The sequence below is a fragment of the Chitinimonas naiadis genome, from assembly GCF_054780835.1.
Genome location: NZ_BAAGVO010000004.1, coordinates 424,911 through 451,376, shown reverse-complemented (window position 1 = coordinate 451,376; position 26,466 = coordinate 424,911). Strand labels below are relative to the sequence as shown.

At 60.8% G+C, this 26,466-nt stretch carries 30 protein-coding genes; 12 read left to right on the top strand and 18 right to left on the bottom strand.

Going from position 1 to position 26,466, the window contains the following annotated elements:
* Positions 1-68: 68 nt before the first annotated feature.
* Positions 69-515, top strand: a complete 447-nt coding sequence (locus ACYVHK_RS08035; RefSeq protein WP_460529559.1) for a YiiD C-terminal domain-containing protein — start codon at positions 69-71, stop codon at positions 513-515.
* A 63-nt stretch (positions 516-578) separates the two neighbouring features.
* Positions 579-1,490, top strand: coding sequence for a hypothetical protein (locus tag ACYVHK_RS08030; RefSeq protein WP_460529556.1), 912 nt, complete (start codon positions 579-581; stop codon positions 1,488-1,490).
* A 2-nt stretch (positions 1,491-1,492) separates the two neighbouring features.
* Here ACYVHK_RS08030 and ACYVHK_RS08025 read toward each other — a convergent pair whose 3' ends face one another.
* The gene (locus ACYVHK_RS08025; RefSeq protein ID WP_460529553.1) at positions 1,493-2,662 is read right to left on the bottom strand and encodes an HD-GYP domain-containing protein; all 1,170 of its coding nucleotides are present in this window, start codon (positions 2,660-2,662) and stop codon (positions 1,493-1,495) included.
* A gap of 143 nt (positions 2,663-2,805) precedes the next feature.
* On the opposite strand from ACYVHK_RS08025, the gene ACYVHK_RS08020 reads away from it, so the two are divergent.
* Together ACYVHK_RS08020 and ccoS are read left to right on the top strand one after the other, a co-directional pair.
* Positions 2,806-5,262 (top strand): heavy metal translocating P-type ATPase, encoded by a 2,457-nt coding sequence (locus ACYVHK_RS08020; RefSeq protein WP_460529550.1) that lies wholly within the window; start codon positions 2,806-2,808, stop codon positions 5,260-5,262.
* 4 nt (positions 5,263-5,266) lie between these two features.
* A complete protein-coding gene (ccoS, locus tag ACYVHK_RS08015) occupies positions 5,267-5,428 on the top strand; it encodes a cbb3-type cytochrome oxidase assembly protein CcoS (protein ID WP_460529547.1) in 162 nt (53 codons plus the stop codon).
* A gap of 1 nt (position 5,429) precedes the next feature.
* Here ccoS and ACYVHK_RS08010 read toward each other — a convergent pair whose 3' ends face one another.
* Positions 5,430-5,594 carry a DUF3149 domain-containing protein gene (locus ACYVHK_RS08010; protein ID WP_460529544.1) on the bottom strand — a complete coding sequence of 55 codons (165 nt, stop codon included), beginning with the start codon at positions 5,592-5,594 and terminating at the stop codon, positions 5,430-5,432.
* 91 nt (positions 5,595-5,685) lie between these two features.
* Complete coding sequence (locus tag ACYVHK_RS08005; protein WP_460529542.1) at positions 5,686-7,119, bottom strand: aminotransferase-like domain-containing protein; 1,434 nt, start codon at positions 7,117-7,119, stop codon at positions 5,686-5,688.
* A 199-nt stretch (positions 7,120-7,318) separates the two neighbouring features.
* On the opposite strand from ACYVHK_RS08005, the gene ACYVHK_RS08000 reads away from it, so the two are divergent.
* The gene (locus ACYVHK_RS08000; protein WP_460529539.1) at positions 7,319-7,498 is read left to right on the top strand and encodes a hypothetical protein; all 180 of its coding nucleotides are present in this window, start codon (positions 7,319-7,321) and stop codon (positions 7,496-7,498) included.
* Positions 7,499-7,657: 159 nt separating this feature from the next.
* Here the strand turns inward: ACYVHK_RS08000 and ACYVHK_RS07995 are convergent, their stop codons facing one another.
* From ACYVHK_RS07995 to ACYVHK_RS07980, 4 genes are all read right to left on the bottom strand, one after another.
* The gene (locus tag ACYVHK_RS07995; RefSeq protein WP_460529536.1) at positions 7,658-8,407 is read right to left on the bottom strand and encodes an SDR family oxidoreductase; all 750 of its coding nucleotides are present in this window, start codon (positions 8,405-8,407) and stop codon (positions 7,658-7,660) included.
* A gap of 214 nt (positions 8,408-8,621) precedes the next feature.
* Positions 8,622-9,053: a VOC family protein gene (locus ACYVHK_RS07990; protein WP_460529533.1), complete on the bottom strand. Its 432-nt coding sequence runs from the start codon at positions 9,051-9,053 to the stop codon at positions 8,622-8,624.
* 69 nt (positions 9,054-9,122) lie between these two features.
* Entirely contained in the window at positions 9,123-9,791 is a 669-nt protein-coding gene (locus tag ACYVHK_RS07985; protein WP_460529530.1) for a glutathione S-transferase family protein, read from the bottom strand.
* A 76-nt stretch (positions 9,792-9,867) separates the two neighbouring features.
* Positions 9,868-10,857, bottom strand: a complete 990-nt coding sequence (locus ACYVHK_RS07980) for a glutathione S-transferase family protein (protein ID WP_460529527.1) — start codon at positions 10,855-10,857, stop codon at positions 9,868-9,870.
* Positions 10,858-11,042: 185 nt separating this feature from the next.
* Between ACYVHK_RS07980 and ACYVHK_RS07975 the strand changes: the two genes are divergently transcribed.
* Entirely contained in the window at positions 11,043-11,960 is a 918-nt protein-coding gene (locus ACYVHK_RS07975; RefSeq protein ID WP_460529524.1) for a LysR family transcriptional regulator, read from the top strand.
* On the opposite strand, the gene ACYVHK_RS07970 is transcribed toward ACYVHK_RS07975, so the two are convergent.
* The 7 genes from ACYVHK_RS07970 to ACYVHK_RS07940 form a co-directional block, all read right to left on the bottom strand.
* Positions 11,944-12,444, bottom strand: a complete 501-nt coding sequence (locus ACYVHK_RS07970; RefSeq protein WP_460529521.1) for a uracil-DNA glycosylase family protein — start codon at positions 12,442-12,444, stop codon at positions 11,944-11,946. The genes ACYVHK_RS07975 and ACYVHK_RS07970 overlap by 17 nt on opposite strands.
* Entirely contained in the window at positions 12,441-13,538 is a 1,098-nt protein-coding gene (gene dinB / locus ACYVHK_RS07965) for a DNA polymerase IV (RefSeq protein WP_460529518.1), read from the bottom strand. Before dinB ends, ACYVHK_RS07970 begins: the two co-directional genes overlap by 4 nt.
* A gap of 2 nt (positions 13,539-13,540) precedes the next feature.
* On the bottom strand, positions 13,541-14,269 hold the full coding sequence (locus tag ACYVHK_RS07960; protein ID WP_460529515.1) for a substrate-binding periplasmic protein: 729 nt from the start codon (positions 14,267-14,269) through the stop codon (positions 13,541-13,543).
* Positions 14,262-15,113 carry an AAA family ATPase gene (locus tag ACYVHK_RS07955; protein ID WP_460529512.1) on the bottom strand — a complete coding sequence of 284 codons (852 nt, stop codon included), beginning with the start codon at positions 15,111-15,113 and terminating at the stop codon, positions 14,262-14,264. Before ACYVHK_RS07955 ends, ACYVHK_RS07960 begins: the two co-directional genes overlap by 8 nt.
* A gap of 85 nt (positions 15,114-15,198) precedes the next feature.
* Positions 15,199-17,001: a methyl-accepting chemotaxis protein gene (locus ACYVHK_RS07950; RefSeq protein WP_460529509.1), complete on the bottom strand. Its 1,803-nt coding sequence runs from the start codon at positions 16,999-17,001 to the stop codon at positions 15,199-15,201.
* A gap of 86 nt (positions 17,002-17,087) precedes the next feature.
* Positions 17,088-17,504, bottom strand: coding sequence for a tellurite resistance TerB family protein (locus ACYVHK_RS07945; RefSeq protein WP_460529506.1), 417 nt, complete (start codon positions 17,502-17,504; stop codon positions 17,088-17,090).
* Positions 17,501-17,950 carry an acyl-CoA thioesterase gene (locus tag ACYVHK_RS07940; RefSeq protein ID WP_460529503.1) on the bottom strand — a complete coding sequence of 150 codons (450 nt, stop codon included), beginning with the start codon at positions 17,948-17,950 and terminating at the stop codon, positions 17,501-17,503. Before ACYVHK_RS07940 ends, ACYVHK_RS07945 begins: the two co-directional genes overlap by 4 nt.
* Positions 17,951-18,070: 120 nt before the next feature.
* Here ACYVHK_RS07940 and ACYVHK_RS07935 point away from each other — a divergent pair, with 120 nt between their 5' ends.
* Together ACYVHK_RS07935 and ACYVHK_RS07930 are read left to right on the top strand one after the other, a co-directional pair.
* Positions 18,071-18,523 carry a universal stress protein gene (locus tag ACYVHK_RS07935; RefSeq protein ID WP_460529500.1) on the top strand — a complete coding sequence of 151 codons (453 nt, stop codon included), beginning with the start codon at positions 18,071-18,073 and terminating at the stop codon, positions 18,521-18,523.
* Complete coding sequence (locus ACYVHK_RS07930) at positions 18,523-19,395, top strand: radical SAM protein (protein ID WP_460529497.1); 873 nt, start codon at positions 18,523-18,525, stop codon at positions 19,393-19,395. Before ACYVHK_RS07935 ends, ACYVHK_RS07930 begins: the two co-directional genes overlap by 1 nt.
* 89 nt (positions 19,396-19,484) lie before the next feature.
* Here ACYVHK_RS07930 and ACYVHK_RS07925 read toward each other — a convergent pair whose 3' ends face one another.
* Positions 19,485-19,805 carry a helix-turn-helix domain-containing protein gene (locus ACYVHK_RS07925; RefSeq protein WP_460529494.1) on the bottom strand — a complete coding sequence of 107 codons (321 nt, stop codon included), beginning with the start codon at positions 19,803-19,805 and terminating at the stop codon, positions 19,485-19,487.
* A 197-nt stretch (positions 19,806-20,002) separates the two neighbouring features.
* Here ACYVHK_RS07925 and ACYVHK_RS07920 point away from each other — a divergent pair, with 197 nt between their 5' ends.
* Together ACYVHK_RS07920 and ACYVHK_RS07915 are read left to right on the top strand one after the other, a co-directional pair.
* The gene (locus tag ACYVHK_RS07920) at positions 20,003-20,203 is read left to right on the top strand and encodes a hypothetical protein (protein WP_460529491.1); all 201 of its coding nucleotides are present in this window, start codon (positions 20,003-20,005) and stop codon (positions 20,201-20,203) included.
* Positions 20,204-20,335: 132 nt separating this feature from the next.
* Entirely contained in the window at positions 20,336-20,968 is a 633-nt protein-coding gene (locus tag ACYVHK_RS07915; RefSeq protein WP_460529488.1) for a GntR family transcriptional regulator, read from the top strand.
* A 73-nt stretch (positions 20,969-21,041) separates the two neighbouring features.
* Here ACYVHK_RS07915 and ACYVHK_RS07910 read toward each other — a convergent pair whose 3' ends face one another.
* Positions 21,042-22,280, bottom strand: a complete 1,239-nt coding sequence (locus ACYVHK_RS07910; RefSeq protein WP_460529485.1) for a patatin-like phospholipase family protein — start codon at positions 22,278-22,280, stop codon at positions 21,042-21,044.
* Positions 22,281-22,431: 151 nt separating this feature from the next.
* The gene (locus tag ACYVHK_RS07905) at positions 22,432-22,944 is read right to left on the bottom strand and encodes a phasin family protein (protein WP_460529482.1); all 513 of its coding nucleotides are present in this window, start codon (positions 22,942-22,944) and stop codon (positions 22,432-22,434) included.
* 371 nt (positions 22,945-23,315) lie between these two features.
* Here ACYVHK_RS07905 and ACYVHK_RS07900 point away from each other — a divergent pair, with 371 nt between their 5' ends.
* Together ACYVHK_RS07900 and ACYVHK_RS07895 are read left to right on the top strand one after the other, a co-directional pair.
* On the top strand, positions 23,316-23,987 hold the full coding sequence (locus tag ACYVHK_RS07900) for an FFLEELY motif protein (protein WP_460529479.1): 672 nt from the start codon (positions 23,316-23,318) through the stop codon (positions 23,985-23,987).
* 97 nt (positions 23,988-24,084) lie between these two features.
* A complete protein-coding gene (locus ACYVHK_RS07895) occupies positions 24,085-24,357 on the top strand; it encodes a polyhydroxyalkanoic acid system family protein (protein WP_460529476.1) in 273 nt (90 codons plus the stop codon).
* An 82-nt stretch (positions 24,358-24,439) separates the two neighbouring features.
* Here ACYVHK_RS07895 and ACYVHK_RS07890 read toward each other — a convergent pair whose 3' ends face one another.
* Positions 24,440-26,431: an SDR family oxidoreductase gene (locus ACYVHK_RS07890; RefSeq protein ID WP_460529473.1), complete on the bottom strand. Its 1,992-nt coding sequence runs from the start codon at positions 26,429-26,431 to the stop codon at positions 24,440-24,442.
* Positions 26,432-26,466 lie beyond the last annotated feature (35 nt).

Sequence of the window (26,466 nt, the reverse complement as noted above, 5' to 3'; positions counted from 1 at the left end):
CCGCGGTTTGCATCGATACGGCGCTGCACTTAAAGTGATCGCCCCAAGCACCCGGAGTGAACCCCATCATGTCTCGCGACTGGCAAAACCTGCTCCGCAGCAGCATGCCATTGGCCGATGCCATGGGCGTCGAGGTGGCGTTGCAGCACGATGGTCGTATCGGCCTAAGTGTGCCGCTTGGGCCCAATGTGAACGACAAGGGAACCGGCTTTGGCGGCAGCGTGGCCGCCCTGGCAACTCTGGCCGGCTGGGTAGAGATGCAGCGACAGCTGGATCTGGCGACGATGGGGTCAAACGTGGAGATCGTCGTGCAGCGCGGTGAGACACGTTATCTCCGACCCATACGCGACACCTTCCTGGCTATTGCCGAGCCGCCCTCGGCCGAAGCGGTGCAGAAGTTTCTGCGTCTGTACGAGCGCAAGGGCCTGGCGCGCCTGAGCATCGAAGTGATCGTTTATTGTGCCGGTGAGCGTGTCGCCGGCTATGGTGGCGACTATGTGGCCAGCCGAGTCTGACGGGTGCTTGTCATCTGCTCACGCTATGCTGATAGCAATGGTGTATCGCTGAACTCCGGGCCCATGTTGCTGCGCTTTCTTTTTCTGCTTTCATTGCAGCTGTCCGGGTCTGCCTGGGCCGCCGAACCGCTGCAACTCAGTTACCTGGCGGGCCAGAATCTGGCCGACAAGCGCTACGAATACTATTGGGGCTTGATGGAAGCTGCGTTGAAGGTCAACGCGGCCCAATATGGTCCTTATAGCCTGGTCGCCAGCAGCCAGGCCATGAGTCCTGCCAGGGCAGTGCTCGAGGTGGAAAGTGGTGGTCAGATCAACATCATCGCCAGGACGACATCTCCTGAGCTGGAGAAACAGCTGCGGCCGATTCGGATACCACTGGACAAGGGGCTCACGGGCTACCGCCTGTTTCTGATCCGGTCAGAGTCACAGGCTAGATTGCAGGATGTCACCAGATTGGCGGATCTCGCCCCGTTCCGCGTCGGTCAAGGCAGGGGCTGGGTGGATGTGCAGATACTGCGCGACGCCGGCTTGCAGGTGGTAGAGGGGGAGGTCTACACCGGGCTGTTCCAGATGCTGCGCGCAGGCAGGTTTGATCTGTTCTCCCGCGGGGTGAACGAGATCAGCGAGGAGCTGGCGACGGCCCGCCAGCAGCATGATGATCTCGCCATCGAGAAACACATCCTGCTCTATTACCCGTTGCCTCGTTATTTCTTCGTGGCCAGGACGCCGGAAGGGGAGCGCATCGCCAACCGGATCGAGAATGGATTGCGGCGCCTGATGCAGAACGGCGAGTTTGATCGTCGCTACAAGGCTTACAAGAAGCTGGCCTTGTCTGGCCTGTCCTTGTCCGGCCGGCAGTTGATCCGGTTACCCAACAACACCTTGTCAGCGGAAACGCCGCTCGGCAACCCGGTCTACTGGGACGATCTCGCTGCCGAACTGGCAGAGCATCGCCCCAGCAGGGTGGGTCGCTAGCATCAGCCGCGATACGCGGCGCTGCTGCCCCAGATGGCTTCCATGTTGACATAGGCCGAGAGCTGCTTGGGGTCGACCGTCTCCTTGATGGCGAACTGGTCGATACCGGTATCGCGCGCGACAGCCAGGCCCAGTTTGTTCCCCTCTGCGCTCAGTATGCTTTTGACCTGGGGCGTATTGACTTTGCCCCCGGCTCGCGTCACCACGCCGATCTCGCCATTGGCGAGCCGGACCAGCATGCCCGGCGGGAAGATTCCGAGTGTCTTGATGAAGTGCGAGGCGATGGTCTGGTCCAGCGATTTGCCGCGCTCCAGCAAGATGCCCTTGAGCGCGACGTTGGAGGCCACGGCGGAGCGATAGGAACGGGGGGTCACCCGGGCGCAGAACAGGTCTGCCAGCGCGATGATGCGGGCGCCTTGTGACACCTGTTCTTCCCACAGACCACCCGGGTAGCCGCTCCCGTCTATGCATTCATGATGCTGTTCGACGGCGGCCAGCCAGATGGGATCATTGACGCCAGCTTCGCGCAGCATGTCGGCCCCGACCATGGGATGGCGTTCCAGCCTGGCGCGCTGTGAAGCGGTCAGCGGCGTGGTCTGTTCCTTCAACTGGTCCTGGAATTCGATCATGCCGATATTCATGGTCAGCGCCGCCGCCACGATGGAGCGGGCATCCGCGTTTGTCTTCTCCAGCGATCGGCAGACCAGGGCCGTGACGATGGCCACGTTAACCATATGCCGCACGGCGTACTTGCCTTCCTGGCGCAGCAGGATCATGGCGATGGCGACATCGCCGTCGACATCGCAAGCCTGGATTACCTCATCGGCCATCTCGCCGGCTTTCTCGCTGAGCCAGCGCCCGTGAATGCTGCGGTCGAGCTGGGTGACCATAGCTTCCAGCTTGCGACGCGCAGCCATCAGTACACCGACGGTGGACGGCGGCTTGTTGGTGGCTTGGATGGCGCGCACCTTGGCAGCGCGCCATTCTTCCCGGCTCTTGAGCAATTCCTCGCGGTTCGCATACAGGCCCATGGCAATGAGCCGCGCAAGCAAGGTTTCATTGCCGATGATCTTGCCCTTGGGGATCAGCAGCTTGCCTGCCTCGTCATACATGTTCCAGAGCGTCCGGTCGCCTGCCACCAGATCGTTTGTCCCTACCTGTTCGAATTCCATCCAGACTTCCTGTCCCTGGCGCTGATCCAGTTGCCGGTCAGCGTATTCCGCCGCATTTTTGGTTTGTATTGATGCACGCCACGCTGTGCGGCATTCCCTAATGATAGGCGGAGTCACCCCGTCGCCGGGTAGAATTCGGTCTTATGCAATCCGTCTCCTGTTTCCACTGTGGCGAAGTCGTCGCAGACGGCGATCTCAACCCGATCCGCTATCCCGTCACCTACCGGCAAATCGAGCGCGCTACCTGCTGCACCGGTTGCCAGGCCGTGGCCGAGACCATCGTGGCGGCGGGGCTGGACAGCTACTACGAGCAGCGCGAGCAACCGGCCGACCGTGCCCAGCCGCTGCCCGACGAGCTGCAGGCCCAACTGCGGCTTTACGATGCACCTGAAGTGCAGGCCAGCTTCGTCAAGCAGGAGGAAGGCGAGGTGCGCGAGGCCGCACTGATCCTGGAAGGCATCACCTGCGCCGCCTGCATCTGGCTCAACGAGCGGCAGATCATGCGTCTGCCCGGCGTACTGGAAGCCAGCGTCAACTACACCAATCATCGTGCACGCGTGCGCTGGAATGCCCAGCAGGTACGGCTGTCCGACATACTCGCAGCCGTCGCGGCGATCGGCTATCGCGCCCACCCCTATGATCCCGGTCGGCAGGATGTATTGCGGCAGAAGGAGCGCAAGGCGGCAATCTCCCGTTTATGGATAGCCGGCCTCAGCATGATGCAGGTCATGATGTACGCAGTCCCGGTCTATCTGGCACCGGTTGGCGATATATCGGCCTCCATGCTCAACCTGATGCAATGGGCCAGCCTGGTCCTGACCCTGCCGGTCGTGCTCTATGCCTGCAAACCATTCCATCAGGGTGCGTGGCGTGATGCCCGGCGGGGCAGGGTGGGCATGGATACGCCCGTGGTGATCGGCGTGTGGGCGGCCTTCCTGGCGAGCTGCCACGCCACAATCACCGGGCAAGGCGAGGTGTACTTTGACTCGGTCTCCATGTTTGTCTTCTTACTGCTGGGGGGGCGTTACCTGGAGGGCATGGCCCGCCGACGTGCTGGCGAAGCGGCCGAGTCACTGATCAAGCTGATTCCCGCCATCGCCAGCAGGCTGGATGGCTGGCCCCAGGATCGCGCCGCGGTTCCGACCCCGGTTTCCAGATTGGTACTGGGCGACGTATTGCTGGTGAAGCCCGGCGAGCACTATCCAGCTGATGGTCTGGTCGTGGAAGGTCGCGGCCATGCCGATGAAGCGTTGCTGACGGGCGAATCGCGCCCGGTGGTCAAGGCCGAAGGCGACGCAGTGATCGGCGGCGCAGTCAATCTCGATGCGCCCGTCCTGATCAAGGTCAGCCACATTGGCCAGGAAACACAGTTGGCGGGCATCGTTCGGCTGCTCGACCGCGCCCTGGCGGACAAGCCGCAGTTGGCGCAACTGGCTGATCGCGTGGCCGGCTGGTTCGTGGCCGCACTATTGCTGGTCGCCGCCGCCGGCTGGTTATGGTGGCACTTGCATGATCCACTGCATGCCTTGCCCATCACGGTGGCGGTGCTGGTGATTTCCTGCCCCTGCGCGCTATCGCTCGCCACACCGGCTGCGCTGACGGCGGCTACCGGACGGCTGGCCCAGGCCGGCCTGCTGGTCACCCGCGGTCACGCGCTGGAGGCGCTGGCTGGCGCAACGGACTTGGTCATGGACAAGACGGGTACGCTGACGTATGGCCGGCCGATCCTGAAAGCCCTGTCACTGCAGGCGGAGAGTGGTCTGGATGAATTCGCCGTACGCCAGCTTGCCGCCACCCTGGAGGCCGCCTCCGAGCACCCCATCGCGCATGCGTTGCGCCAGGGTGTGGAGAGCGGTGGATTGCAGGCGACGGACTACGCCAACCATCCCGGCGGCGGGGTAGAGGCGACCATCGCAGGACGTCGCTATCGTCTGGGTCGGCCGGACTTCGTGCGCGCCTTCTGTCAGGCAGATGCACCGGTAGACATGGCCAACTGGCACCAGGAGGACACAGTGGTGTGGCTGGCTAGCGAGCAGTCGTGGCTGGCCGGCTTTGCACTTGGTGACGCGATCAAGCCTGAGGCCGCGGCATTCCTTGCCGGCTACCGCGGCTTGAAACTGCATGTACTGAGCGGCGATGCCGCCGGTCCGGTGGCACGGGTGGCATCGCAACTGGGTATCGAGCAGCAGCGTGCCGGCGCCTTGCCGGCAGACAAGCTGGCTTATGTACAGGCTCTGCAGGCGCAGGGCCGACGGGTAATCATGGTGGGCGATGGCGTCAACGATGCGCCCGTGCTGGCGGCGGCTGATGTCTCGGTCGCCGTTGGTGGCGGGGCAGAGGCTGCCCAGGCGGCAGGGGATCTGGTCTTGGTTGGCCCATTGACCGCACTCGCCGAGGGGCTGCAGGTCGCACGAAAGACCCGGGCTGTCATCCGCCAGAATCTCTGGTGGGCGCTGGGCTACAACCTGGTGGCATTGCCGGTGGCGCTGGCGGGCTGGGTAACGCCCTGGCTGGCCAGCCTGGGCATGGCCGCCAGCTCGCTGCTGGTGGTGGTGAATGCGATCAGACTGGCGGCACCTGCCAGGAAAGCGGGACAATAGCGCGATGGAAAGTCTCTATCTGCTTGTCCCGCTCTCTGTACTGGTCGCCGTTGGCGGTGGACTCTTGTTCTGGTGGGCCACCCGAGGTGGCCAGTTCGACGATCTCGAAGGTCCGGCGCACCGCATCCTGCAGGACGACGACAGCACCAAGACCGACGATCGCTGACTCAGCGCTGCCTGCTAGTGCGTTCTGCCTCTGCCGCCTCGGCGGCCAGTACGTGCTTGCGTACGAACAGGAAGATATAGGTGGCCATCCCGATGATGAAGCCGATGGTCAGCAGGCTCAGTATGCCGATGTCGGTAGTAAACAGGTCGGTCAGTGCGACGTTCATGGTGCAGCCCCTTTTTTGCAAGTGTCTTGGGGGTATTGCACTCCTATCGCTCCCAAAGGGTGTTGACGGAAGTCAAGCCGGGTGGCGGATATCAAACCGCCTGCATGGTTTCGGCCTGGACGGCATGCGCCAGTTGACCAATCACCCGCAAGCCCTGTTCGATCTCCGGCGTCAGTGGGTGACCGGCATTAATACGCAGGCAGTTGCCAAAGCTGTCACCCTGGCTGAACAGCGCGCCTGGCGCGAAGACGTAGCCGGCGCAATGGCTGCGTCGCTGCAGCTCGGCCACGTCCGTTCCATTTGGCAACTCCAGCCATAGCAACATGCCGCCCGCCGCGCAGGCGACCCGTGTGCCTCGGGGGAAGTAACGGAACACGGCAGCACGGTAGGCCGCCATCTGGCTGGCAAGCTGGGTACGGAGTCGCCGCAGGTGCGGCTCGTATTGTCCGCTGGCCATGAAGCTGGCCAGGGTTTGCTGGATGAGCCCGGATACCGGTTCTCCGTGGACTTTGCGGCAGGCCTGCAGCGTCAGTCTGTGGCGGCCCGCCGCAATGTATCCGACGCGAAATCCCGGGCTGATCACGTAGCCGAAGTCGCCGCAGTAGAGGATGTTGTCATGCCGGTCGAAGGTCTTGACCGGCTTGGGGCGGCGCGGCCCGTGCCCCAGATCGCCAAAGGTGTCGATCTCGATGACCGGCACACCATGACGTGCCGTCAGCTCTGCCAACCTGGCTTTCTCGACATCGGGCATCAGGCTGCTGGTCGGACTGGGGAAATTCACATTGGCGATGACGGCTGCGATCTTGTGGTGGCGCAACGCAAATTCCAATGCGTCTATCGATAGACCATCGCAGGGATGGGCGGGGATTTCCAGCGCCTGCAGTCGTTGGCCCTCCAGCAGCTCCAGGATGCGTAAAGGGCCGGGGGTGGCAATCGCGACGACCTCGCCAGGTTGGGTCAGGAGGCGCAGGCAAAGATCCAGTGCCTCGGTCGCGCCATGGGTGACCACAATCTCTTCCGGATGGAAGTCACAGTCGAGCAGGAGCGAACGGCGGGCAATCTGCTCCCGCAGCGCGACATCGCCGATATAGGACGCATCGTTCAGGATGTTCTCGTTGCGATGCAGATGCTGCACCAGCAACTTTTTCAGGGCCTTGGTCGGGAACAGGCGGTCGTCAATGGCCGACATGCCCAGGACATGCTGGCCACAGGCCTGCGCAAACTCCATCACCAGCTTGCGGTGGCCTTCCAGCGCGATGGGTTGGGGTCGGCCTGGCATTGCGCACTGGCTGGGTGGCGCAAAGGCCTGCTGCCGGACGAAGAAACCTTGCCGGGACCGCGCTTCGATCAGGCCAAGGTCTTCCAGGATGTGGAGGGCATGAGTCACCGTGGCGGGGCTGACCTCATGCAGTGCACACAACTGCCGCACCGACGGGACGCGGTCACCGGCATGGAGTACGCCGGTGCGGATGCGCTGGGACAAATCATCGGCAAGCTGCTGGTAGCGGGGTATCGGCGTTGTCATGGCAGGCAAGGGCGGGTTAGTGGCACATGATAGGCAGAAGCGGCCTGTACTGTATCAGCACAGCGAACTGCATTCTTGATCGGCACAGGCGCAAGAATACCTGCTCTGTGCCGATCAAGATTCCTGGTTCATGCGTCTAATCAGCACAGGTCCCGCTTTTTAGAATGGATGCGTCTCTCGTCACCATCAGGAGCGCATCATGCTGAAACAGCTTTTCCAACTTATCGGCGTACAACGGTTCGTATCGGCCCAGGAACAGGCCATGATCTTTCATGGTCAAGCCTGCAAGTGGCAGTCTGCGGTGGTGGACGATGAAACCACCCGACAGCGACAGCGCGTCCAGGATCGTCGGGCTGAATACATGCTGAGTGGTTTCTGAGCCAGCCTGATCAGGGAGCGCTAGCGACCCAGGCGGTTGTATCAGATGCCGGCTGCCACGACTGGATCGCATAACGCGCGTCCGACGCCGCGATGAGGAGCACACAAACGACAACGCCGGGCGATAGGCCCGGCGTTGCGTGTGGTAGTCAGGACGGGTTCAGAGCTGGCTCATCCCACCATCGACTATGATCTCGGTACCCACGATAAAGGCCGATTCACTGGCGGACAGATGCAGCACCGTTGAGGCGACCTCCTCGGGGGTGCCGAAGCGGCCTAGCGGCACCTGGCTCTGGATTTCGGCGGCGACCGTTTGCAGGGTCGCGGCATCCATGCCCAGCTTGCCATAGAGCGGCGTGCTGGTCGGGCCGGGGCTGACGACATTGACCCGGACGCCGCGTGGCAGCAGCTCGGCCGACAGGGTCTTGGCCAGGGAGATCAGTGCTGCCTTGCTCGCGGCATAGACCGCCGAGTTGGGCATGCCGATGTGTGCGTTGATCGAACCGTTCAGGACGATGGAAGCACCGCGGTTGTAGAGCGGCAGCAGGGCCTGGATCTGGAAGAAGGCGCCTTTCACATTGACGTTGAAGGTCTGGTCCCAGAAGTCCGGTGTCACATCCTGCAATGCGGCGAATTTGGCGGTGCCGGCATTGATGAAGAGGGCGTCGAGCTTGAGCTGACGGGCTGCGAGTGCACTGGCTAGTTCGGCGGCACCTTCTGCGTTGCTGGCATCGTTGCGTATGGCAATGGCTTGATCGCCGATTTCGGCCGCAGCCTTGTCCAGCGAGGCGGTGTCACGACCGGTGATCACGACACGGGCACCTTCCGCGGCATAAGCCTTGGCGGCAGCGAAGCCGATGCCGGTGCTGCCACCAGTAACCAGAACTGTCTTGTTTGCGAAGCGTTGCATGATGTGTCTCCTTGAGTGAGTGTTGCGTTGAAGTGAGGTCATCATGCGCCGGGCCCGGAGCGATGCCGTACCATCTTCATAATGAATTCGTGCGATATCTTCGAACGTGTTGATGAAGGATGTTCTGTTGCATAGTGGGCGGTACAAAAGCAAGGCGCCACCCCCATTAGAGGGGGCGGCGCCTAACCGGTATTGGCTGGTGAGCAGCGAGCAATCAGCGGCGTGGACCGAAGATATGGATCAGATTGCCTTCGGGATCACGCAGCATGGTGGAGTGGCGATCGGCCGATATGGCCTGGTCGGCCCACAGCACTTCCACGCCATGCTGGCGCAATTGCTGATTGACCGGCTCCAGGCTATCGGTTTCAAGCACCAGAGCCTTCCAGCCCAGGATGCCCAGATGGCCAGGTGGGGCTGTGCGATCGACCGGCCTGGGCTTGGCCGTGGGGCGAGATACCAGCTCCAAGCGTACACCCGCGCCGTCCAGCATGGCGTAGTCCGCGCCAACGGCATCGAACCGGCCGGTTTCTGTCAGGGCGAAGCCCAGGACGCCCTGGTACCAGCGAACCATGGCATCGAGGTTGCCAACGGCCAGTGCCAGATTGTTGAGCCGTAGCAGGCCGGCGAGCGATGCAGCTTGGGACATGATGTACTCCTTCAGGCAGAGAGGGGGGCGCCCCCCGCTGGCACGTTGGCCTGCCGGGGAATGCCAGGATCAGGCGTTTTGCGGGAACAGGGCGCGACGGGTTTCTTCGTCGAACTCTGCTTTCAGCGTCAGCTTTTCCTTGAGCTGGCCGGCGCGGACTGCCGCTGGACGGGCCGCGATTTCGGTGACCAGGCGTTGCACGTTCGGATAGTCGCTCAGACCCTTTTCACCCAGGATGTAGCCAGCAAAATTGGCCCAACCCCATAGCGCCATGTCAGCGATGGTGTAGGTCTCGCCCGCCAGGTAGCGCGATGTGGCCAGGCGCTCGTTCAATACGGCGTAGTGGCGCTCCACTTCCTTGAGGTAGCGGTTGCGTGCATAGGGCAGGGCTTCCGGCGCATGGTGCAGGAAGTGCACGGCCTGGCCCGAGAACGGAGAAAGGCCGGTGGCGATGAAGAACAGCCATGACAGCATCTCGCCGCGCTGCGCTGCGGGCGCAAGAAAGCGCCCCTGTTGTTCCGCCAACTGCAGCAGGATGGCGTGCGAGTCAAAGGTGTGGCTGCCGTCCTGGCTGATCGCAGGCACCTTGCCGTTGGGGTTGATCTGGCGGAAAACCGGCAGATGCTGGTCGCCCTTGAAGGTATCGACGGCGATCAGTTCGAACGGCATCTGCAGCTCTTCCAGCAGCAGGGCCACCTTCATGGGGTTGGGGGAGGGGTGGAAATAGAACTTCAGCATGGTCATGCTCCAGGTTAAAGGCGTGGGAAAGCGACGACCTTGCGCACAGGCATGGTCGTGTAGGGTAGGGACAGGGTCAGTTAGCTGGGCTCAGATCCGCACGGCCATGTGCCGTCTCGAAGTCCAGCAGCGGGCCGAGCGGCACGATGCCGGTCGGATTGATGCTGCGATGGCTCTCGTAGTAGTGGCGCTTGATGTGCTGCATATCCACCGTGGCTGCGATGCCCGGCAGTTGGTAGATATCCCGCATATAGGCCGACAGATTGGGATAGTCCGCGATGCGGCGCAGATTGCACTTGAAGTGGCCAACGTAGACCGCATCGAACCGTACCAGGGTGGTAAACAGGCGGATATCGGCTTCGGTCAGTTGGGTGCCGGCCAGATAGCGTTGGGTACACAGGCGCTCCTCCAGCCAGTCCAGGGTGCTGAACAGAGGCTTGAGTGCTTCCTCGTAAGCGGCGGGCGTGGTGGCAAAGCCGGCCTTGTACACACCGTTGTTGACGGTGTCGTAGACCAGCGCGTTGATGGCGTCGATCTCGCTGCGCAATGGCGCCGGGTAATAGTCACCGGGCAGGGCGCCAATCTTGTCGAAAGCCGAGTTCAGCATACGGATGATCTCGGACGACTCGTTGCTGACTATGGTGCCGCGCTGCTTGTCCCACAGGATGGGCACGGTGACTCGGCCGGTATAGCGCGGCTCAGCCGCGGTGTAGACCTGGTGCAATACCTGAGCGTGATTGACGGTGTCGGCCACCACACCAGGGCCTTCGGCAAAGGTCCAGCCCTGGTCCAGCATCAGCCAGTGCACGACCGATACCGAGATCATGTCTTCCAGGCCTTTGAGCGCACGCAGTATCAATGTGCGGTGTGCCCAGGGACAGGCCAGGCTGACATACAGGTGGTAGCGGCCAGCCTCCGCCTTGAAGCCGCCGATGCCGCTGGGGCCGGGCGAGCCATCGCTCGTTACCCAGTTGCGGAAGGCGGCGTCCTTGCGGATGAATCGCCCTCCATTCGAGGCCGTCTCGTACCAGACATCACGCCATTGACCTTCGACCAGCAGTCCCATCTTGTTGCCTCTTTGTCTTGCATGCGGCTCACGGTGTAATCGGGAGCTACGGTGCAGGTTGGACGTCGCACCAGTTCATCCGGTGCTGCCCTGGCATCATTGCCTTGGGCCACGGCGTCATATTGGCGGCCCGACGCTGCTTTGCCGTACCATGTTCGCGGCGAACTCATGCGAAAGGCTCGAACATGTTGTCCGAAGATGAACTGGCGCTACTGGAGGCCATCCGCGAGGCCGGTAGTCTTTCCCGCGCCGCAGCTAAGCTCGGCAAGGCACCCTCCACGATCTCGCACGCGGCTCGCCAGCTGGAATCCCGCTTTGATGCGCTCCTGTTTGATCGTCGTCGCTACCGGTTGCAACTGACCCCTGCCGGACACCTGCTGGCGCAGGAAGCCGCCAGGCTGATCGTGGATGTCTCACGGCTAACCCAGCGGGTACGGCAAGTGGCCAGCGGCTGGGAAGACCGGCTGCGTATCGTCACGGATGAGATACTTGAGTTCGAGACCTTCCTGCCGGTAATCAGGGATTTCGATGCCCTGCAGTCGGGCGTTACTCTGCGCCTGACTCACGAAGTGCTGGGTGGCACCTGGGAGGCATTGCGCGACGGCCGGGCAGACCTTGTCATCGGCGCGACCAATGAACCGCCGGCGATTCCCAACCTGCGCTGGGCTGAGCTGGGTGTCATGGATTGGGTATTCGCGATCTCGCCGCGCCATCCGCTCGCAAAGGCAGAAGGGCCGTTGTCGCGTGCCGAGGTCACCCAGCACCGTTCGGTGGTCGTAGCGGATTCCTCACGCAAGAATGAAGGCCGGGCCTACGGGGTACTGGGTGGGCAGGCTGTCCTGGCCGTGCCGACCATGCGGGCAAAGATACTGGCCCAGCGTGATGGCCTGGGCGTAGGCTGGCTGCCGCGACAGCGAGTACAGGCTTTGCTGGAGCAAGGCGCGTTGATAGAGAAGCCGATGGCCGACCCGCGTGAACCCAACATTCTGTACCTGGGCTGGAACGGGGAGCACGAGGGGCGGGCGCTGACCTGGTGGCTGGAACAGCTTAAGAAGCCGACGCTGGCGAGGCGACTGGTCGAGGGAATCAGCCTGACAGGCTAGCCTTCAGCTGCTGCCATCGCTGCAGCTTCTGCTCGAAAGCCTGGGTGTGGGCTGGACTGCTTGAGGGCAAGGCAATCAAGCGGTAGGTGGCAGCCTGCGTCGAGAGCTGGCGCGTACCCAGTCTTGCCGAGGTATTGCCATTGAATCCGATGGTGACCAGATGAGGCAGGTTGGCAACCAAGGCCTGCAGGTCATTGCCGACAGCCTGCTTGATCTGGCTATCCAGGCTGCCCTGACGCTCGGCTTCGGCGACAACATCCCATAACCCCACACCATGCTGCAGCAAGGTTTGCAGCCGCGAGTCGTAGTCCATCGCAGGCAAGGGTTCGTCGAGAACGGCTCCCATCAGCCGCCAGAACTGATTCTGCGGGTAGGCATAGTATTGCGCCTTGGCCAGGGAGACTTCACCGGGCAGGCTGCCGAGTATCAGTAGCCGGGTCTGGTCGTTGACCACTGGCGGGAAGCTGCGCTTGCGCTCGCTCATGCGCCGTCTTCCTGCTCGGTGCTGAACAGGGCCAGCTGTTTGCCGATGGCCTTTTCCTCTTCTTCGTAGCGAAAGCCCACCCCCAGTAGGCGTACCGGCTTGCCCTTGCGTTGCCAGCCTTCGCTGAGCAGGCGCGCCCAGACATGGCTGTCGTCGGGAAGGTAGCTGCACTCCGCGGTGGTGTGGGTAAAGTCGTCGAAGCGGATCTTGATGAAGGCCTTGTGGGGACGGATGTCTTCGGCGCTGCGTTTCTGACGCGCAAACAGGTCTTCGATCAGCGGGAGCAGCTCGCGTTGGCAGCTGTCCAGGTCCATCAGGTCGTGGACATAGGTCGTTTCCACTGACAGCGAGCGGCGTGGCTGGTCATTGCTGACCGGCCGTTTGTCGATGCCGCGGCAGAGCTCGTGCAAACGCAAACCGAAGCGCCCGAAATGCCGGGTCAGCTTGGCGAGGGGCCATTCCCGCAGGTCGGCGCAGGTCTGTGCCCCCAACTCATTGAGCTTCGCGGCCGTGACCTTGCCAACGCCAAACAGTTTGCCTACGGGGAGTGCGGCGACAAAGGCATCGACCTCGGCAGGCCGCACCACGAACTGGCCATTGGGCTTGTTCCAGTCACTCGCGATCTTGGCGACAAACTTGTTCGGTGCGATGCCGGCGGAGGCGGTAATGCCGACCTCAGCCTGGATGCGCTCGCGTATCGCCTGTGCCATCAAGGTGGCGCTGCCGCGATAAAGGTTAACCTCACTGACATCCAGATAGGCTTCGTCGAGCGACAGCGGTTCGATCAAGGGGGTGAAGTCGGCGTAGATGCCATGTATCTGCCGCGAGGCGGCCCGATAGACATCGAATCTGGCGGGGAGCAGGATCAGCTCTGGACAGCGGCGCATGGCCTGGCTCGACGCCATGGCAGAATGAATCCCGTACTTGCGGGCTTCATAGTTGCAGGTGGCGATCACCCCGCGTGACTCAGGTTTGCCGCCCACAGCCACCGGCTTGCCAACCAGGCGAGGATCATCCCGCATCTCGATGGAGGCGTAGAAACAGTCGCAGTCGACATGGATGATCTTGCGGCCCGGCAAGCTGTCGTCCGGCATGGCTAGAAACCATAGCGCAGCTGCAGCGCTTCGACGGCCTGACGTTCGGTTTTCAGGAAATGGTTGAACCTGACAATCAGTTCCGGATGGCGGGCACTGGACAGGAAGTATTGGCTATCCCGCGTGGGCATGAGGGCGGTATCGGATAGCAGGGCATTGTCCTTGCCCATCTGGCGCAAATGAAACCGGCTCACTTGCACCGCCATGTTGACGCCGTCGACACGGCCGAGCATGGCCATCTGCAGCAGGTTGCGGGGGCCGGGCGCGGACTCCACCTTGATCCGGCCTGACTTGATCTCGTCCTGGAACTTCCACGGCGTGAAGCCACGCACCATGCCCAGGCTGCGCAACGGTTGGCCCAGCCGTTCGGGCTTGACCAGTATCGCGTCCTGGAACGTCAGGGTAGGGGCCGAGTAACTGATGCTCACGCCGCGCTTGTCCTCCGTGTTCCAGCGCGGGTTGTCCGGGTAGATCAGGTCGAATTTACCTTGCTGGTTGTAGAGCGCGATGCGCTTGACCGGCAGGGGAAGGTAGCTCAGCGAGATGCCTTCGTGCTGGGCAAACAGGTCAAGCAGATCACGGGCGTAGCCATGGTAGGTACCGCCCGCCGTGCTGTAGATGGGGAAGTAGTCCACATCCTCTACTCCGACCACGTAGCTGCTTGCGTTGGCAGGCAGCCATATCGCCAGAAGCCCGGCATAAAGCCAGGCCCGCCAGTGCCTGCTAGGCATTGCTACGGGCTCGGAGCATCTTCACTAGTCTCTCCATCAGGCCCATGTCCTGCTCGTTCTTCAACAGCGCGCCCGCCATGGGCGGCAAGCCTTCGCTGACTTTCAGGGCGGCGGGCGACACCTGATCGGCTAGCAGGAGCTTCAGCCAGTCGATCAGTTCCGATGTCGAGGGTTTCTTTTTCAGGCCGGGCAGGTCGCGAACGGCGTAGAACAGCTCCAGTGCTTCCGCCAGCAGGGCTTCATGCAGGTCGGGATAGTGCACGTCCACGATCTGCCGCATGGTGTCCTTGTCCGGGAAGCGGATGTAATGGAAGAAACAGCGGCGCAGGAAGGCGTCCGGGAGTTCTTTCTCATTGTTGCTGGTGATCACGATGATGGGACGATGGCGTGCACTGACGGTCTGGCGGGTCTCGTAGACGTCGAACGCCATGCGGTCGAGCTCGCGGAGCAGGTCATTCGGAAACTCGATGTCCGCCTTGTCGATCTCGTCGATCAGCAACACGGCCTGCTGCTCGCTCTCGAATGCCTCCCAGAGCTTGCCGCGGACGATGTAGTTGGCGATGTCGCTGACGCGCGGGTCGCCCAGCTGGCCGTCACGCAGGCGCGATACCGCGTCGTACTCGTAGAGGCCTTGCTGGGCTTTGGTGGTGGACTTGATGTGCCAGCTGATCAGCGGGGCGCCCAGGCCACGGGCGATCTCCTCGGCCAGCAAAGTCTTGCCGGTGCCGGGTTCGCCCTTGATCAGCAAGGGGCGCTGCAGCGTGATGGCAGCGTTGACTGCCAGCATCAGGTCGGGCGTGGCGATGTAGTTGTCGGTACCGGTAAAGCGACTCGTTTGACTCATGGGGCATCCTTGGCGAATGCCGCAATTGTAGGGAGTATTGTCGCCGTGCGGCACTAGGGAACGTCGGGAGCAGGGCGGCGAGCGCCTACTTGCCGTCCTTCAGCAGGGTTGCGGCATCGAAACCCAGCCGCAGGCCGCCCCAGTGGCGACCATTGACCAGGATGGGCAGGTCGAGTTCGGTCATGATCTCACCGGTGTCACGCACATAAGTCTGCAGCAGGAATCGCTGCTTGTTGCGGGCAGCCCTGAGGCCTGCCGGATCATTGAACAGGCGCTTATCGCGGCTGTTGACCAGATCGGTTGCCCTGTCGCCGGTCGGCGGCTTGGAGTACCAGCTGTTGTGGCTTGGGCCATAACCCTGGCTATCGACCAGCAGACTGAACTTGCCGCCCGGCGTGGCTTTGACCAGGGCATCGTAGCCGGACTGGAATTCCCGCGCGAAACGCTCGGTATAGGTGGTCAGGAATTTCTGCGGGTCCGTTCCGGCGACTGGCTGGTAGCGCTGGTCAAATACATCCAGGCCTTCCTTGGCGAGGGCTGCGATACGTGCCTGCATCTGGTCCCGTACCGCAATGGTGCGGCTGATCACCGCATCCAGCGGGCCATGGCCAAGCACGAATCGCCCGGTCAGCTCCTGCACCGTATCGGCAACCAGGGTAAGGTCACGGGTGGCTGCTGCGGAGCGCTGCATGCGTTCATTGATGGCCAGGCTATCGGCATGGATATGCTCGACGCGCTGATTGATCTCGCTATTGGTATGGGCAAAGTCGTCAACGTGGCTGGCGATCTCGGCCAGGCTGCGGCTGGTGGTTTCGAAGTCGCTGACCAGGGTTTCGAAGTGGCTGGATGCCCGCTCAACGATGGTGCGGGTGCTGCCGGCGCTCTCATTGATGGCCAGCGTTTGCGCGTGAGTGGCGGCGACCTCGCCCAGCATGGCGTCGATATTGCCCGATATGTCCTCGGTCGCGCCGCGTACCTTCTCGGCCAGCTTACGGACTTCGTCGGCGACCACCGCGAACCCTCGCCCGGCCTCGCCGGCGCGTGCAGCCTCGATGGCGGCATTGAGCGCCAGCAGATTGGTCTGCTCGGCGATCTCCCGTATCAGGTCGGCTACCCGCTTGATACTTGCCGAGCGGTTGTTCAGCCCCGCCACGACGGCGCTGAATGCGCCGATCTCATCGCTGATCTGCTTGATCTTGCCGGTAACCTCCAGCAGCTCGGTGTAACTGTCGCGCGCAAGGTTGAGGTTTTGCGCCGTGGTGGCTGCAATATGCTGGGTTTCGGTCGATACCTCGCCTATCCTGCCCGTCGCCGCCTGGCTGGCCGCCATCACCTGCTCGGCAAAGCTGGCCTGATGCTGAGTGCTGGTGGTGGAGTCGGTAATGTTCTTCAGTGATTTCGCAGATTCCACCGCGATCTGTACCGTCAGGCCCTGCACGCTGGCAATCACTTCGCGCTGCCGGCCCAGAAAGCGGTTGTAAGCCGTGGCCAGGTCACGAATCTCGTCGTGAGTGGTGGCGGGCAAATCGCGGGAGAGATCGCCTTCATTGCCGGATAGCTCATTGAGCGAGGCAATCATGCGCTGGATAGGCAGCACGATCAGGTGCCGGTAGTACCAGACCATGAAGCCCAGGAAGGCTGCGCTGGCGAGCGCCAGCCACCAGACCGCAAGAATGAGGGCGTTGATCTTGTCCGCCACCGCGTCAAATGCGCTACCACTGACGCCGGCGGTCTTCAGCGCGGTCAGAGCGGCGTCACCGCTGCTGTAGATGGGGATCAGCAAGGCCAGCTCGATCAGCACCAGTACGAACAAGCCGGCAAACTTGCGGGTAAGCGTATTGAAGGCCAGCCTTTCCAGGCTGGCATAGGCGGCGTGTAGCCCATTCATCTGCTTGTCTCCTGATGCGCTCTATGGCGTTTTATTCGATGCAGATACAGGTTTTACCGCTGCGCCGTGCATGAGCACGACGAGCCTTAGCGGGCGTAGGCGTCTTCGATATCGTCGAGCGTCAGGTGCCAGCGTTCCAGCATATGACTGTAGACCGCGAGTTCAGGCTCGGAAATCACCCTGTCGGCCTTGGCCATGTCGAGGGCCAGCGTCGCCACCAGCAACTGCTTCTTGGGTTCGGTCACGGTGTCGAGCAGATCGTCGATCCGTTGCCGGTCGACCAGCTTGATGCGTCCCAGCTCGTCGGCTTCGTCGCTCAGGTCGTTGCAATAGGCATGCAGTACTTCAATGAAGCCTTGCCGGCTGATATCCAGCGCTTCATAGATGTGCAAGGTCTCCAGGCTATCGATCTCACGCGGGTCCAGATTGCCGTCGCTCATCATCAGCACTACCAGTAACCGTGCCATGGCTTCGGGGCTGTTGGCGGTGTATCGCTTCATCATGCTGGGTTCTCCTGTACATCGAGTGCTTTGAGCGCATCGAGGAATACTGCGGGGATAGCGGCAGGCTTGTTGCTGCCATAATCGAAAAATACCATACCGGTCTTGGCGTGCAGTACATCACGGCCGGAAGTTTGCTGCCGGAACCGGTAGTACAAGTCACAACCGTACTTGTTGAAGTCCGCGGCTGCAACCTCTGCTTGCAAGGTTTCTCCCCAGAAGGCTTGTGATTTGTAGACCACGACCGCATCGCTCTGGATCAAACCCAAGCCGCCAATGTCCAATTCAGTCAGCCCCATGGATCGCAGAAAGCGCAAGCGTGCTTCATGTACCAGGGTCAGCGCGGAATCATTGCCGAGATGACCGCCATAGTTGATCTGGCCTATACCGATCTCGATGGCGGTGGAGTAAGGGAAATGAGCCGGTAGTTCGAGTTTGACGCGTGCCATGTGTAGAGCAATCCTTGTATGTGGCCGAGTGTAAGCCGCCCGGCGGCTGAGGGGCAACCGGAAGGCTATAGTGGCAATAGTGGCATCCCTTGATCACATGCAGGCAGAAAGGAAATCACCATGTACCAGCGCATACTCGTACCCGTGGATGATAGCGATACCTCGCGCCAGGCCTTGATCGAGGCAACGCGTTTTTGCTGTGACCAGCACGGTAAGACCCGGCTGATCCACGTGATTGACCTGGCCCAGTTCACCTGGGGTGGGGCGGAGTTCGTCGATGTCGGCGAATTGCAGACCAATCTGCGCGATAGCGGGCGCAAGGTGCTCGAGGCGGCGCAGCAACTGATGCTGGAAAACGATATACAGGCGGAAACCGCCTTGATCGAAATGTGGGGCGGCTCGATCTCGGCCGCCATCATTGAAGATGCTAAAAGCTGGCCGGCTGATATCATCACCATGGGCTCCCATGGCTGGACCGGACTCGATCACCTGCTACTGGGCAGTGTCGCGGAAGGTGTGGTCCGGCATGCACCGGTTCCGGTGCTCATCATTCCAATCAAGCGCAAGAAATAGTGTCTGAAAGTACGCTCAAGCCTGTCATCCCGCTGGCCGTTACGGATCACCGCCGGGATATCCTGGGCTTCAAATATATCTATCCGGTGGTGTCGCGTCGTGCGGGCGGTGTTTCCGTCGGGGTCAATCTGAACCCCAACAATGCCTGCAATTGGCGCTGCGTGTACTGCCAGGTGCCGGATCTGACGCGCGGCAACGCGCCGGTGCTGGATCTTGTAGTGCTTGAGGCAGAGCTCGCCAGCATGCTTGACGATATCGTCAACGGCGATTTCATGCAGCGCAACGTGCCAGAAGAAGTCCGGCGCCTGAATGACGTGGCGCTGTCTGGCAATGGCGAGCCGACATCCAGCCGGCAGTTCGCCGCGGTCATTCAGATACTGCACCGTCAGTTGGCGCAATTTGGCTTGCTGGGCAAGATCAAGCTGGTACTGATCACCAATGGCAGCCAGTTGTACAAGTCGGCAGTGCAGGATGCCCTGGCGCAGATGCAGCAAATGAATGGCGAAGTCTGGTTCAAGTTTGACCGTGCGCCGGTAGATGGCATGAGCGAGGTCAACCAGATCGCCCTGACACCCGCACAGGTCAAGCGCCATCTCAAGGCTGCGACCGATAACTGCAGTACCTGGATACAGACCTGCATGTTCGCCATTGATGGGCAGGCGCCGACGGAGACTGAGCAACTGGCCTGGTTGGGACTCTTGCAGGAGGCCATGGAGCAGGGTGCACAGCCTGCCGGTGTGTTGCTGTACGGCCTGGCCCGAGCCTCCACTCAACCTGAAGCACCACGCCTGTCCGCCCTGCCGGAAGACTGGATGCGTGGCTTTGCTGCTCGCATAGAGCGGCTCGGCTTACCCGTCAAACTGAGCGTCTGATTTGTAGGGGCGGTATGTCGGGCTGGACATACGAAAAACGCGCATCGATCGATGCGCGTTTTGCTGTCCACGCGGCAGGCAGGTAGGCCTTAGCTGGCAGACTCTTCGCCCGTGGCGTCATTTTCCTGACGCTGCTTCACGGCCTTTTGCAGGCTCTTGTACAGGTCTGGATGGTGTTCCTTGAGATAATCGATGATCTCGAAGTCTTCCTTGCGCACACGCGACAGGTCGACTTGCTCGACATGCACAAGGCGTAGCAGTTCGCGAACCGGCTTGGGCATGTTGCGGCCGCTTTCATAGCGCGAACCACCGCTTTGCGTCACACCGATCTTGGTCCAGAACTCCTGCTGGTTCATGCCCAGTTTGCGACGCACGTCGCGTGGGTTAAAGATCTTGTCGAATAATTTCATGGTTGCTTCCCGCCGGATTGCCCTGTGTTATCGGTCTGTCATGTTTGGCGTCCAGGGCAGATATGTCGAATGCCCCGGCGCACCTTAGCTATTGATTTGATACCCGATTTATACCCAAGTTCGCTTGCTCGCCACTACAGCGTAATAAATAGTCAGTGCGACCTTATCATACTGCGCCCGCGCGTTATGCGCGAGGCATGTTGCGACGCAATTTTACTTATGCGTTGGCATATATTGTGTTTTTTTGCCGCAAGGTGATGATTATCAAGGAAAAATCGGGGTTTCGTCCTGGGGCGTGGCAGAACGAGCGCGATAGCTTACCTGAAGCTGAGCCAGTTTGCCCAAGTGAGTTGATGGAACTTTCTGCGGCTGCCGCAGTCGCCACGATAGTTTATTAACATTACCTTAAATAACTTTGAAAATAAGGGTAAACCCCTACTTTTAGGGGGGTAAAAATACCAGATGGTTTGTTACACTCGAACGCTTTCAATCAGCAGCAATGAGCCCTTAACCGGCTCGGTCCCTCCGCGATGAGTACATTGGTCGACAAGATTGTCCAGGCAATTCGGGAAGATGTTTTCCGCGGTGTGCTGGCGCCCGGTGAGCCGCTTAAGCAGGTAGAGCTGGCAAATCGCTATGGTGTAAGCCCCATTCCGCTGCGGGAAGCGCTGCAGCGCCTGCATGTGGAAGGCATGGTCGAGTATTTTGCCTATCGTGGCGCTATCGTCGCGCGGCTGAAAAAGGGCGAGGCAGCGGATATTGCTGACATTCGCAACTCGCTGGAGGCTCTGGCTTTCCGTATTGCCATGCCGTTGCTGGATGAAGAGCAGATCGCCAAACTGGTCGATCTCACCGACGACATGGAGTCACCGCGGGCGGCGGATGCCAGCCTGATGATGGAAAAGCTCAACGAGTACTACGCTGTACTGTTGTCCAAGGCAAACCGTCCCTTGCTGTTGGACATGATCCAGACCAACCTCAAGCGCGCCATTCGTTACTACGCCGAGGTCATGCGTATCAGCAATGGGCGTTTGACCAATGCCCCTTCCCGTAGGACCTATATCGAGGCCTTGAAGGCGCGCGATATGGCCAAGCTGGAGGAGCAGATGCAGATTCTGCATGCGGCCTATGTGAGTTACATCGAGGCGCATTTCGAGGACTGAGGTTCAGGTTCTCCATGAAAAAAGCTGGCGGATATGCCGGTTTTTTCATGGAGTCGTCGAGCAATGCAGGTACTCAGTTGCCTGCCTTCAGGTAACGATCCAGCTCATCCAGCGTGTGATAGAGCTTGTCGATGGCCGTATCTGGTTGCCGGCCATCAAACTTGCGCCAGTAGCGGCCATGCGCCTGCCGCGATAGCCAGCGGTCTTCCTCCAGGCATTCCCGGTTGAGGCCGATGCCGTGCCGGGCAAGTATCGGCTCCAGCTCGTCCGCCCTGCGTCGCAAGTCTTCACGCGTGTGCTGATAGGCGTGCTCGCACATATTCTCCCGGTCCGAGTAGCTGAACACATTGGAGAAGAAGATCTCCTCGTCACCATGGCTAGGTTCGAACAGGATGATGTCGGCGCCTTCATAACTTTGCGCATAGCGTTGCATACCCACGCGCATCCGGGAGTGGATGATGGAGCGGAAGGTCTGCGACAGTACGGCAGGCAGACCGCCGCGGATCAGGCGATCACGGTTGTTCGGGTGGCCATGGCCCTTGGGTGCCTGCCGGGCATCGAACGGTACGATGGGGTTGATGCAGATGACCAGTTGCGCGTCCTCATCCAGACTGATCGAGGTGTGCAGGGTTTTCTTGAGCGCGCCGTCCACATAGTGGTCGCCTTCGATCTCGACCGGCGGAAACAGGCCGGGCAGGGCGGCGGAGGCCTGTACTGCCTTGGAGATCGGCACATGGTCGTGTCCCTTGCTGCCAAACTTGACCGAATGTCCGGTGTCGAGATCGGTCGCGACGATGTACAGCTTGCTTTTCAGCTTTCGGAAATCATTGGTCCGCCCACCGCTGGTGAAGACACGGTTGAGAAAGCGATCGATCTCGCTGTTGTCAAAGAGCCCGGTCGGGATGGCGTTGGCCAGTTGCATGAAGGCGCCGGTCAGGCCGACCTGACGGGGGCTGGTCACGAATTCCCAGAAGGCATCGAAGACGAGTTCGGGTACGGCCAGCGCGCGCTGGAAATACTCGCGGTAGGCTGGGCGCAGGAACTGATCGGGCTTGAAGGGGATGTCGCGCGAGGTGTTGGTGATGAAAATGCGGTACATCTGGGTCGGCGTGATGCCGTTGGCCAGTGCCGCCGAGATAAAACCACCGGCGCTGACGCCGACGTAGACATCAAGGTCGTTGAAATCCAGTCCGACCAGGGCTTCATCCAGCGCGCACAGTGCTCCCACCTCATAGATGGCACCCAGGGGGCCACCGGCCGCCAGGTTGATGCCAATGGAAGGTTTAGCGGGAGGGGGCTGACGGCGAGGCATGAGAGACAACTCCAGAGGACAGGGTGAGGATTGTAGAGCAATTGCTTGATTGGCAGGCATGCCAACCATCACCCCACTTGCGATCGCCATGAGAACGGGGCGGGCGTTGCACGCACCGCCCCGTTTTTCAGGCAGACCGGATCAGCAATGATCAGGCTTTGGGAGCCGGCTTGCTCTCGGCGGGCTTGACTTCTGCAACCTTGGCAGCCGGTTTGGCGGCGGGCTTGGCAGCAGCGGTCTTGGCAACGGCCGGCTTCACGGTCTCGGCCTTGGCGGCGACCGGCTTGGCGGTTTGCTTTTTCAGGAGTTCATTGACGCTCTTGTTCAGTTCGTCGATGCGCTTGTTCAGGTCGGCCAGATCCTTGTTGCTCGGTACGCCCAGGGCGTTCAGCGCACGGGCTACGCGGTCCTGGAATACTTGTTCCAGTTTGTCCCAGGTCTCGGTTGCTTTGCTGGTTACGGCCACGACTTTCTCCTCAGCCGATTTGCGGCTCTTTTCTTCAACTTGCTTGCCGGCCTCAACCAGGCCGTCGAATGCTTTCACGCCTTCGCCTTGTGCCTTGGCAAAGGCGCCCAGGCCGGCCAGCCAGATCTGGTTGGCGGATTCGAGGATGACGTGGGCGTACTGTTTTTCTTCAGAGGCTTTCTTGAGGGACTTGGCCATGGTGTGCTCCTGTTAAAGTGAAAATGATGAATCCTGAAAAACGGGGGGAACCCAGTTCCGAATTACTTGCTCCCAAGTGCTGCTCATGCTGGCAGCTCTCTATAATCGGCGCGGTGCTCAGCTAGGGATTCAAGCCCCGACTGGCGCATTCAGCAGCTCGTCTTGGAGTGGATTATCGGAATGGAGTTGCGCTAAGTGCCAGTTTTTTATTGTCTTTCCCAATGTCAATTGGGTGTCTTAACCACACTGTTGTGTCGGTGCAACGTTGCGTCCATGCCCTGATTCGGTGCAAATGCCCGCCAATACGGGGCATGCTCCTTGGTATCTGCGCCACGCTGTCCGATTTACACCCATCACTTTTTTGCCACAGCATGACCACACCTCTTGACGATGCCATTGCCCAAAGTGGCTTATCCCGCCCCCGATACCTGTTGGCGCGCTGGCAAGCGGCACGCTTGACGACGACTTATGCGGACCTGCTGGCCAGTGACCGTTACGGCAAGGCTGCCGAATTCTTCCTGACCGACCTGTATGGTCCCAGGGACTTTTCCAAGCGAGACGAAGACGGTGAACGCATTGTTTCGCGGATGCGTGCGCTATTGCCAAAGCGGGCCATGCAGGCCATACAGAGTGCTCTGCATCTCAATCGCCTGAGCCACCAGCTCGATGAGCAGATGGCACAGATGCTGTTCAACGAGATGCAACTGGACGACGTGGATGCCGATAGCTATGCAGAGGCCTACCGCCGCTGCAGGAACGAAGCCGAGCGGCGTGAACAGATTGCGCTGGTGGATGTACTTGGCCGGGAACTGGACGTGGTGGTGCAGAAACCACTGGTACAGATGGCGCTCAAGCTTGCCCACAAACCGGCACACCTCGCAGGTTTGGGCGAGCTGCAGGATTTCCTGGAGCGTGGCGTTGCCGCTTTCCTGAAGATGCAGGGGGCCGATGATTTCCTTGATCTGATTCGGAATCGCGAGACCTGGATACTGGAAAACATCCTGAGCCGGGACCCGTATCCTTTCGATATCGCCATCGCCTGATCGGTCGGCGACTGAACAAGGGCTGGCAGCCAGGCCATTTGGCGCTAAGCTATCTGCATGCAGCAGCCTGACCGATCATTCTTTTTCTGGAGTCTCCATGTCCATCCATATCCAGTACCCCCACAACAAGCCCCACGATGAAGCACGCCAACTGGCGCAACAGGTTGCCGAGGAAATGAAGAAGGAATTCTCCATGGACTATCGCTGGGACGGCGATGTCCTGCATTTCCAGCGTTCGGGCGTAGCGGGGCAGTTGACGGTGGCGCCGGCCGAGGTAGTGGTCGTGGCCAAGCTCGGCTTTCTGCTCAGCGCGCTTCAGCCACGCATCGAAGCCGAGGTACGCAAGTTCCTGGGCCAGCATTTCGGCTGAGAGTCTGCATCCGTCCGGACGGATGGACGCAAAAAAACGCAGGCATGATGCCTGCGTTTTTTATTGGGGACTGCTGGGCGGATCAGAGGTGTATACCCTTCATGATCTGCATGAAGGCCAACTGATCGGCTGTCAGTTCCTGGCCATTGCCATCCTTCTTGCCTTGGGAGGCAGTCGAATCCGGGAACATACGGTAGGCGGTGTTCATGATGATCTGTGCGACACGTGGTGCGAGCGCATGGATCATCTGGCCGAAGATGCCCAGCCCGGATGCGACCCGGACCGGTTTGTAGATGACGGCCTGGGCCACCATGTCAGCCGCATCTTCCGGCCCGATGATGAAGGGCATGTTCTTGTAGATGTCGGTCGGCGCGATCATCGGGGTCCGTACCAGCGGCATGTTGATCGTGGTGAAGTAGATGCCACGATCGGAGTATTCGCTCGCCGCACAGCGAGTGAAGGCATCGAGTGCCGCCTTGGAGGCCACGTAGGCCGAGAAGCGTGGTGAGTTGGTCAGTACCCCGATGCTGGAGATATTGATGATCTGACCCGACTTGCGCAGGCTCATGCTGGGCAGCAAGGCGAGCGTCAGCCGCAGGCTGCCGAAATAATTGAGCTGCATAGTGCGCTCGAAATCATGGAAGCGGTCGTAGCTGTTTTCCACCGCACGACGGATCGAGCGGCCGGCATTGTTGATCAGCACATCCACGTGGCCATGGTCCTTCAGGACCTTGGCGGCCAGTTCGTCAATGGCTTCCAGGCTGGAAAGGTCGCAGGAATAGATTGAGCACTTGCCGCCGCAGGCTTCGATATCCTTCTTGGTGGCTTCCAGTTTCTCCATGTCCCGCGCGACGATGATCACGTGGGCGCCGGCGCCGGCAAGCTTGATCGCACTGGCCTGGCCGATGCCGGACGAACCGCCGGTGATCAGGATGTTCTTGCCGCGCGACACGCCACCCAGGGTGTGGTCGATAAACAGGTCCGGGTCGAGATGGCGTTCCCAGTAGTCCCACAGTTTCCAGGCGTAGTCTTCCAGGGCCGGGATCTTGATGTCGCTGCCTGCGAGCAACTTCTGGGTCTGGCGACTATCGAAGCGGGTCGGGTAGGACACGAAATTCATGATGTCCGGTGGCAAGCCCAGGTCGCGCATGACGGCGTCGCGCACCCGTCGTACCGGCGTGAGGGATGCAATCGCCTGGCGGAACATGCTCGGGATAAAGCCGAAGATGGACGGATTGATCCGTACCGTCAGCTTGGGGGCGTGCGCGGCTTCGGCAAAGATGGCCAGCACCTCGCCCACGCGCTTGGCGTCCGGGTCGGTCAGGTGGAAGCACTCGCCATTGTGGCCGTTCAGGTGGGCGATGTGATCCATGGCGGCAACTACGTAATCGACCGGAACAATATTGATACGCCCACCGTCGATGCCGATCGCCGGCATCCATGGCGGCATGATGCGGCGCATCTTCTGCAGCACCTTGAAGAAGTAGTATGGGCCGTCGATCTTGTCGATCTCGCCGGTCTCCGAGCTACCTACCACGATGCCGGGGCGATATACGCGCCAATTGCGCTTGCACTCGCGGCGGACGATGGCTTCTGAGTCGTGCTTGGTGCGGAAGTAGGGGTGGTTCAGCTTGCCGGCTTCCTCGAACATGTCTTCCGAGAACACGCCCTCATAGAGGCCCGCGGCAGCAATGGAACTGGTATGGTGGAAGATGCCGGCCTCGACTGCCTCGGCAAACTGCACGGCGTGGCGGGTCCCGTTGACGTTGGCTTCGAGCTGCTCCTCGGCCGTTGCCTTCAGGTCGTACAGGGCAGCGAGATGGAAGAAATGCTTGATCTTGCCCTTGAGTTCCGCGATGTCCTTGGCCGATACGCCAAGCTTCGTCTTGCCAAGCTCACCGACGACCGGCACCACGCGGTCGGCATCCTTGCCCCATCGCGCCTTGACCTTGTCGAACTTATCCAGCGACTCCTTGCGCACCAGTGCATAGATTTTTCCCTTGCGCTTCTTCAGCAGGGTCTGCACCAGATTGCTGCCAATAAAACCGGTGGCGCCGGTCACGAAATAGGTCATGGGGGCGTGCTCCTCGCTTTTGTATGCTTGTGTGT

What these genes read in the sequence shown, in the direction of transcription:
- ACYVHK_RS08000 (WP_460529539.1), top strand. Translation starts at nt 7,319, where the DNA reads ATGCTGAAACAGCTTTTCCAACTTATCGGCGTACAACGGTTCGTATCG.
- ACYVHK_RS08025 (WP_460529553.1), bottom strand. Translation starts at nt 2,662, where the DNA reads ATGGAATTCGAACAGGTAGGGACAAACGATCTGGTGGCAGGCGACCGG.
- ACYVHK_RS07975 (WP_460529524.1), top strand. Translation starts at nt 11,043, where the DNA reads ATGTTGTCCGAAGATGAACTGGCGCTACTGGAGGCCATCCGCGAGGCC.
- ACYVHK_RS07915 (WP_460529488.1), top strand. Translation starts at nt 20,336, where the DNA reads ATGAGTACATTGGTCGACAAGATTGTCCAGGCAATTCGGGAAGATGTT.
- ACYVHK_RS07895 (WP_460529476.1), top strand. Translation starts at nt 24,085, where the DNA reads ATGTCCATCCATATCCAGTACCCCCACAACAAGCCCCACGATGAAGCA.
- ACYVHK_RS07960 (WP_460529515.1), bottom strand. Translation starts at nt 14,269, where the DNA reads ATGCCTAGCAGGCACTGGCGGGCCTGGCTTTATGCCGGGCTTCTGGCG.
- ACYVHK_RS07995 (WP_460529536.1), bottom strand. Translation starts at nt 8,407, where the DNA reads ATGCAACGCTTCGCAAACAAGACAGTTCTGGTTACTGGTGGCAGCACC.
- ACYVHK_RS07970 (WP_460529521.1), bottom strand. Translation starts at nt 12,444, where the DNA reads ATGAGCGAGCGCAAGCGCAGCTTCCCGCCAGTGGTCAACGACCAGACC.
- ACYVHK_RS08030 (WP_460529556.1), top strand. Translation starts at nt 579, where the DNA reads ATGTTGCTGCGCTTTCTTTTTCTGCTTTCATTGCAGCTGTCCGGGTCT.
- ACYVHK_RS07900 (WP_460529479.1), top strand. Translation starts at nt 23,316, where the DNA reads ATGACCACACCTCTTGACGATGCCATTGCCCAAAGTGGCTTATCCCGC.
- ACYVHK_RS07950 (WP_460529509.1), bottom strand. Translation starts at nt 17,001, where the DNA reads ATGAATGGGCTACACGCCGCCTATGCCAGCCTGGAAAGGCTGGCCTTC.
- ACYVHK_RS08020 (WP_460529550.1), top strand. Translation starts at nt 2,806, where the DNA reads ATGCAATCCGTCTCCTGTTTCCACTGTGGCGAAGTCGTCGCAGACGGC.
- ACYVHK_RS07945 (WP_460529506.1), bottom strand. Translation starts at nt 17,504, where the DNA reads ATGATGAAGCGATACACCGCCAACAGCCCCGAAGCCATGGCACGGTTA.
- ACYVHK_RS07920 (WP_460529491.1), top strand. Translation starts at nt 20,003, where the DNA reads ATGTTGCGACGCAATTTTACTTATGCGTTGGCATATATTGTGTTTTTT.
- ccoS (WP_460529547.1), top strand. Translation starts at nt 5,267, where the DNA reads ATGGAAAGTCTCTATCTGCTTGTCCCGCTCTCTGTACTGGTCGCCGTT.
- ACYVHK_RS08010 (WP_460529544.1), bottom strand. Translation starts at nt 5,594, where the DNA reads ATGAACGTCGCACTGACCGACCTGTTTACTACCGACATCGGCATACTG.
- ACYVHK_RS08035 (WP_460529559.1), top strand. Translation starts at nt 69, where the DNA reads ATGTCTCGCGACTGGCAAAACCTGCTCCGCAGCAGCATGCCATTGGCC.
- ACYVHK_RS08005 (WP_460529542.1), bottom strand. Translation starts at nt 7,119, where the DNA reads ATGACAACGCCGATACCCCGCTACCAGCAGCTTGCCGATGATTTGTCC.
- ACYVHK_RS07905 (WP_460529482.1), bottom strand. Translation starts at nt 22,944, where the DNA reads ATGGCCAAGTCCCTCAAGAAAGCCTCTGAAGAAAAACAGTACGCCCAC.
- ACYVHK_RS07990 (WP_460529533.1), bottom strand. Translation starts at nt 9,053, where the DNA reads ATGTCCCAAGCTGCATCGCTCGCCGGCCTGCTACGGCTCAACAATCTG.
- ACYVHK_RS07935 (WP_460529500.1), top strand. Translation starts at nt 18,071, where the DNA reads ATGTACCAGCGCATACTCGTACCCGTGGATGATAGCGATACCTCGCGC.
- ACYVHK_RS07940 (WP_460529503.1), bottom strand. Translation starts at nt 17,950, where the DNA reads ATGGCACGCGTCAAACTCGAACTACCGGCTCATTTCCCTTACTCCACC.
- dinB (WP_460529518.1), bottom strand. Translation starts at nt 13,538, where the DNA reads ATGCCGGACGACAGCTTGCCGGGCCGCAAGATCATCCATGTCGACTGC.
- ACYVHK_RS07985 (WP_460529530.1), bottom strand. Translation starts at nt 9,791, where the DNA reads ATGCTGAAGTTCTATTTCCACCCCTCCCCCAACCCCATGAAGGTGGCC.
- ACYVHK_RS07890 (WP_460529473.1), bottom strand. Translation starts at nt 26,431, where the DNA reads ATGACCTATTTCGTGACCGGCGCCACCGGTTTTATTGGCAGCAATCTG.
- ACYVHK_RS07910 (WP_460529485.1), bottom strand. Translation starts at nt 22,280, where the DNA reads ATGCCTCGCCGTCAGCCCCCTCCCGCTAAACCTTCCATTGGCATCAAC.
- ACYVHK_RS07980 (WP_460529527.1), bottom strand. Translation starts at nt 10,857, where the DNA reads ATGGGACTGCTGGTCGAAGGTCAATGGCGTGATGTCTGGTACGAGACG.
- ACYVHK_RS07925 (WP_460529494.1), bottom strand. Translation starts at nt 19,805, where the DNA reads ATGAAATTATTCGACAAGATCTTTAACCCACGCGACGTGCGTCGCAAA.
- ACYVHK_RS07955 (WP_460529512.1), bottom strand. Translation starts at nt 15,113, where the DNA reads ATGAGTCAAACGAGTCGCTTTACCGGTACCGACAACTACATCGCCACG.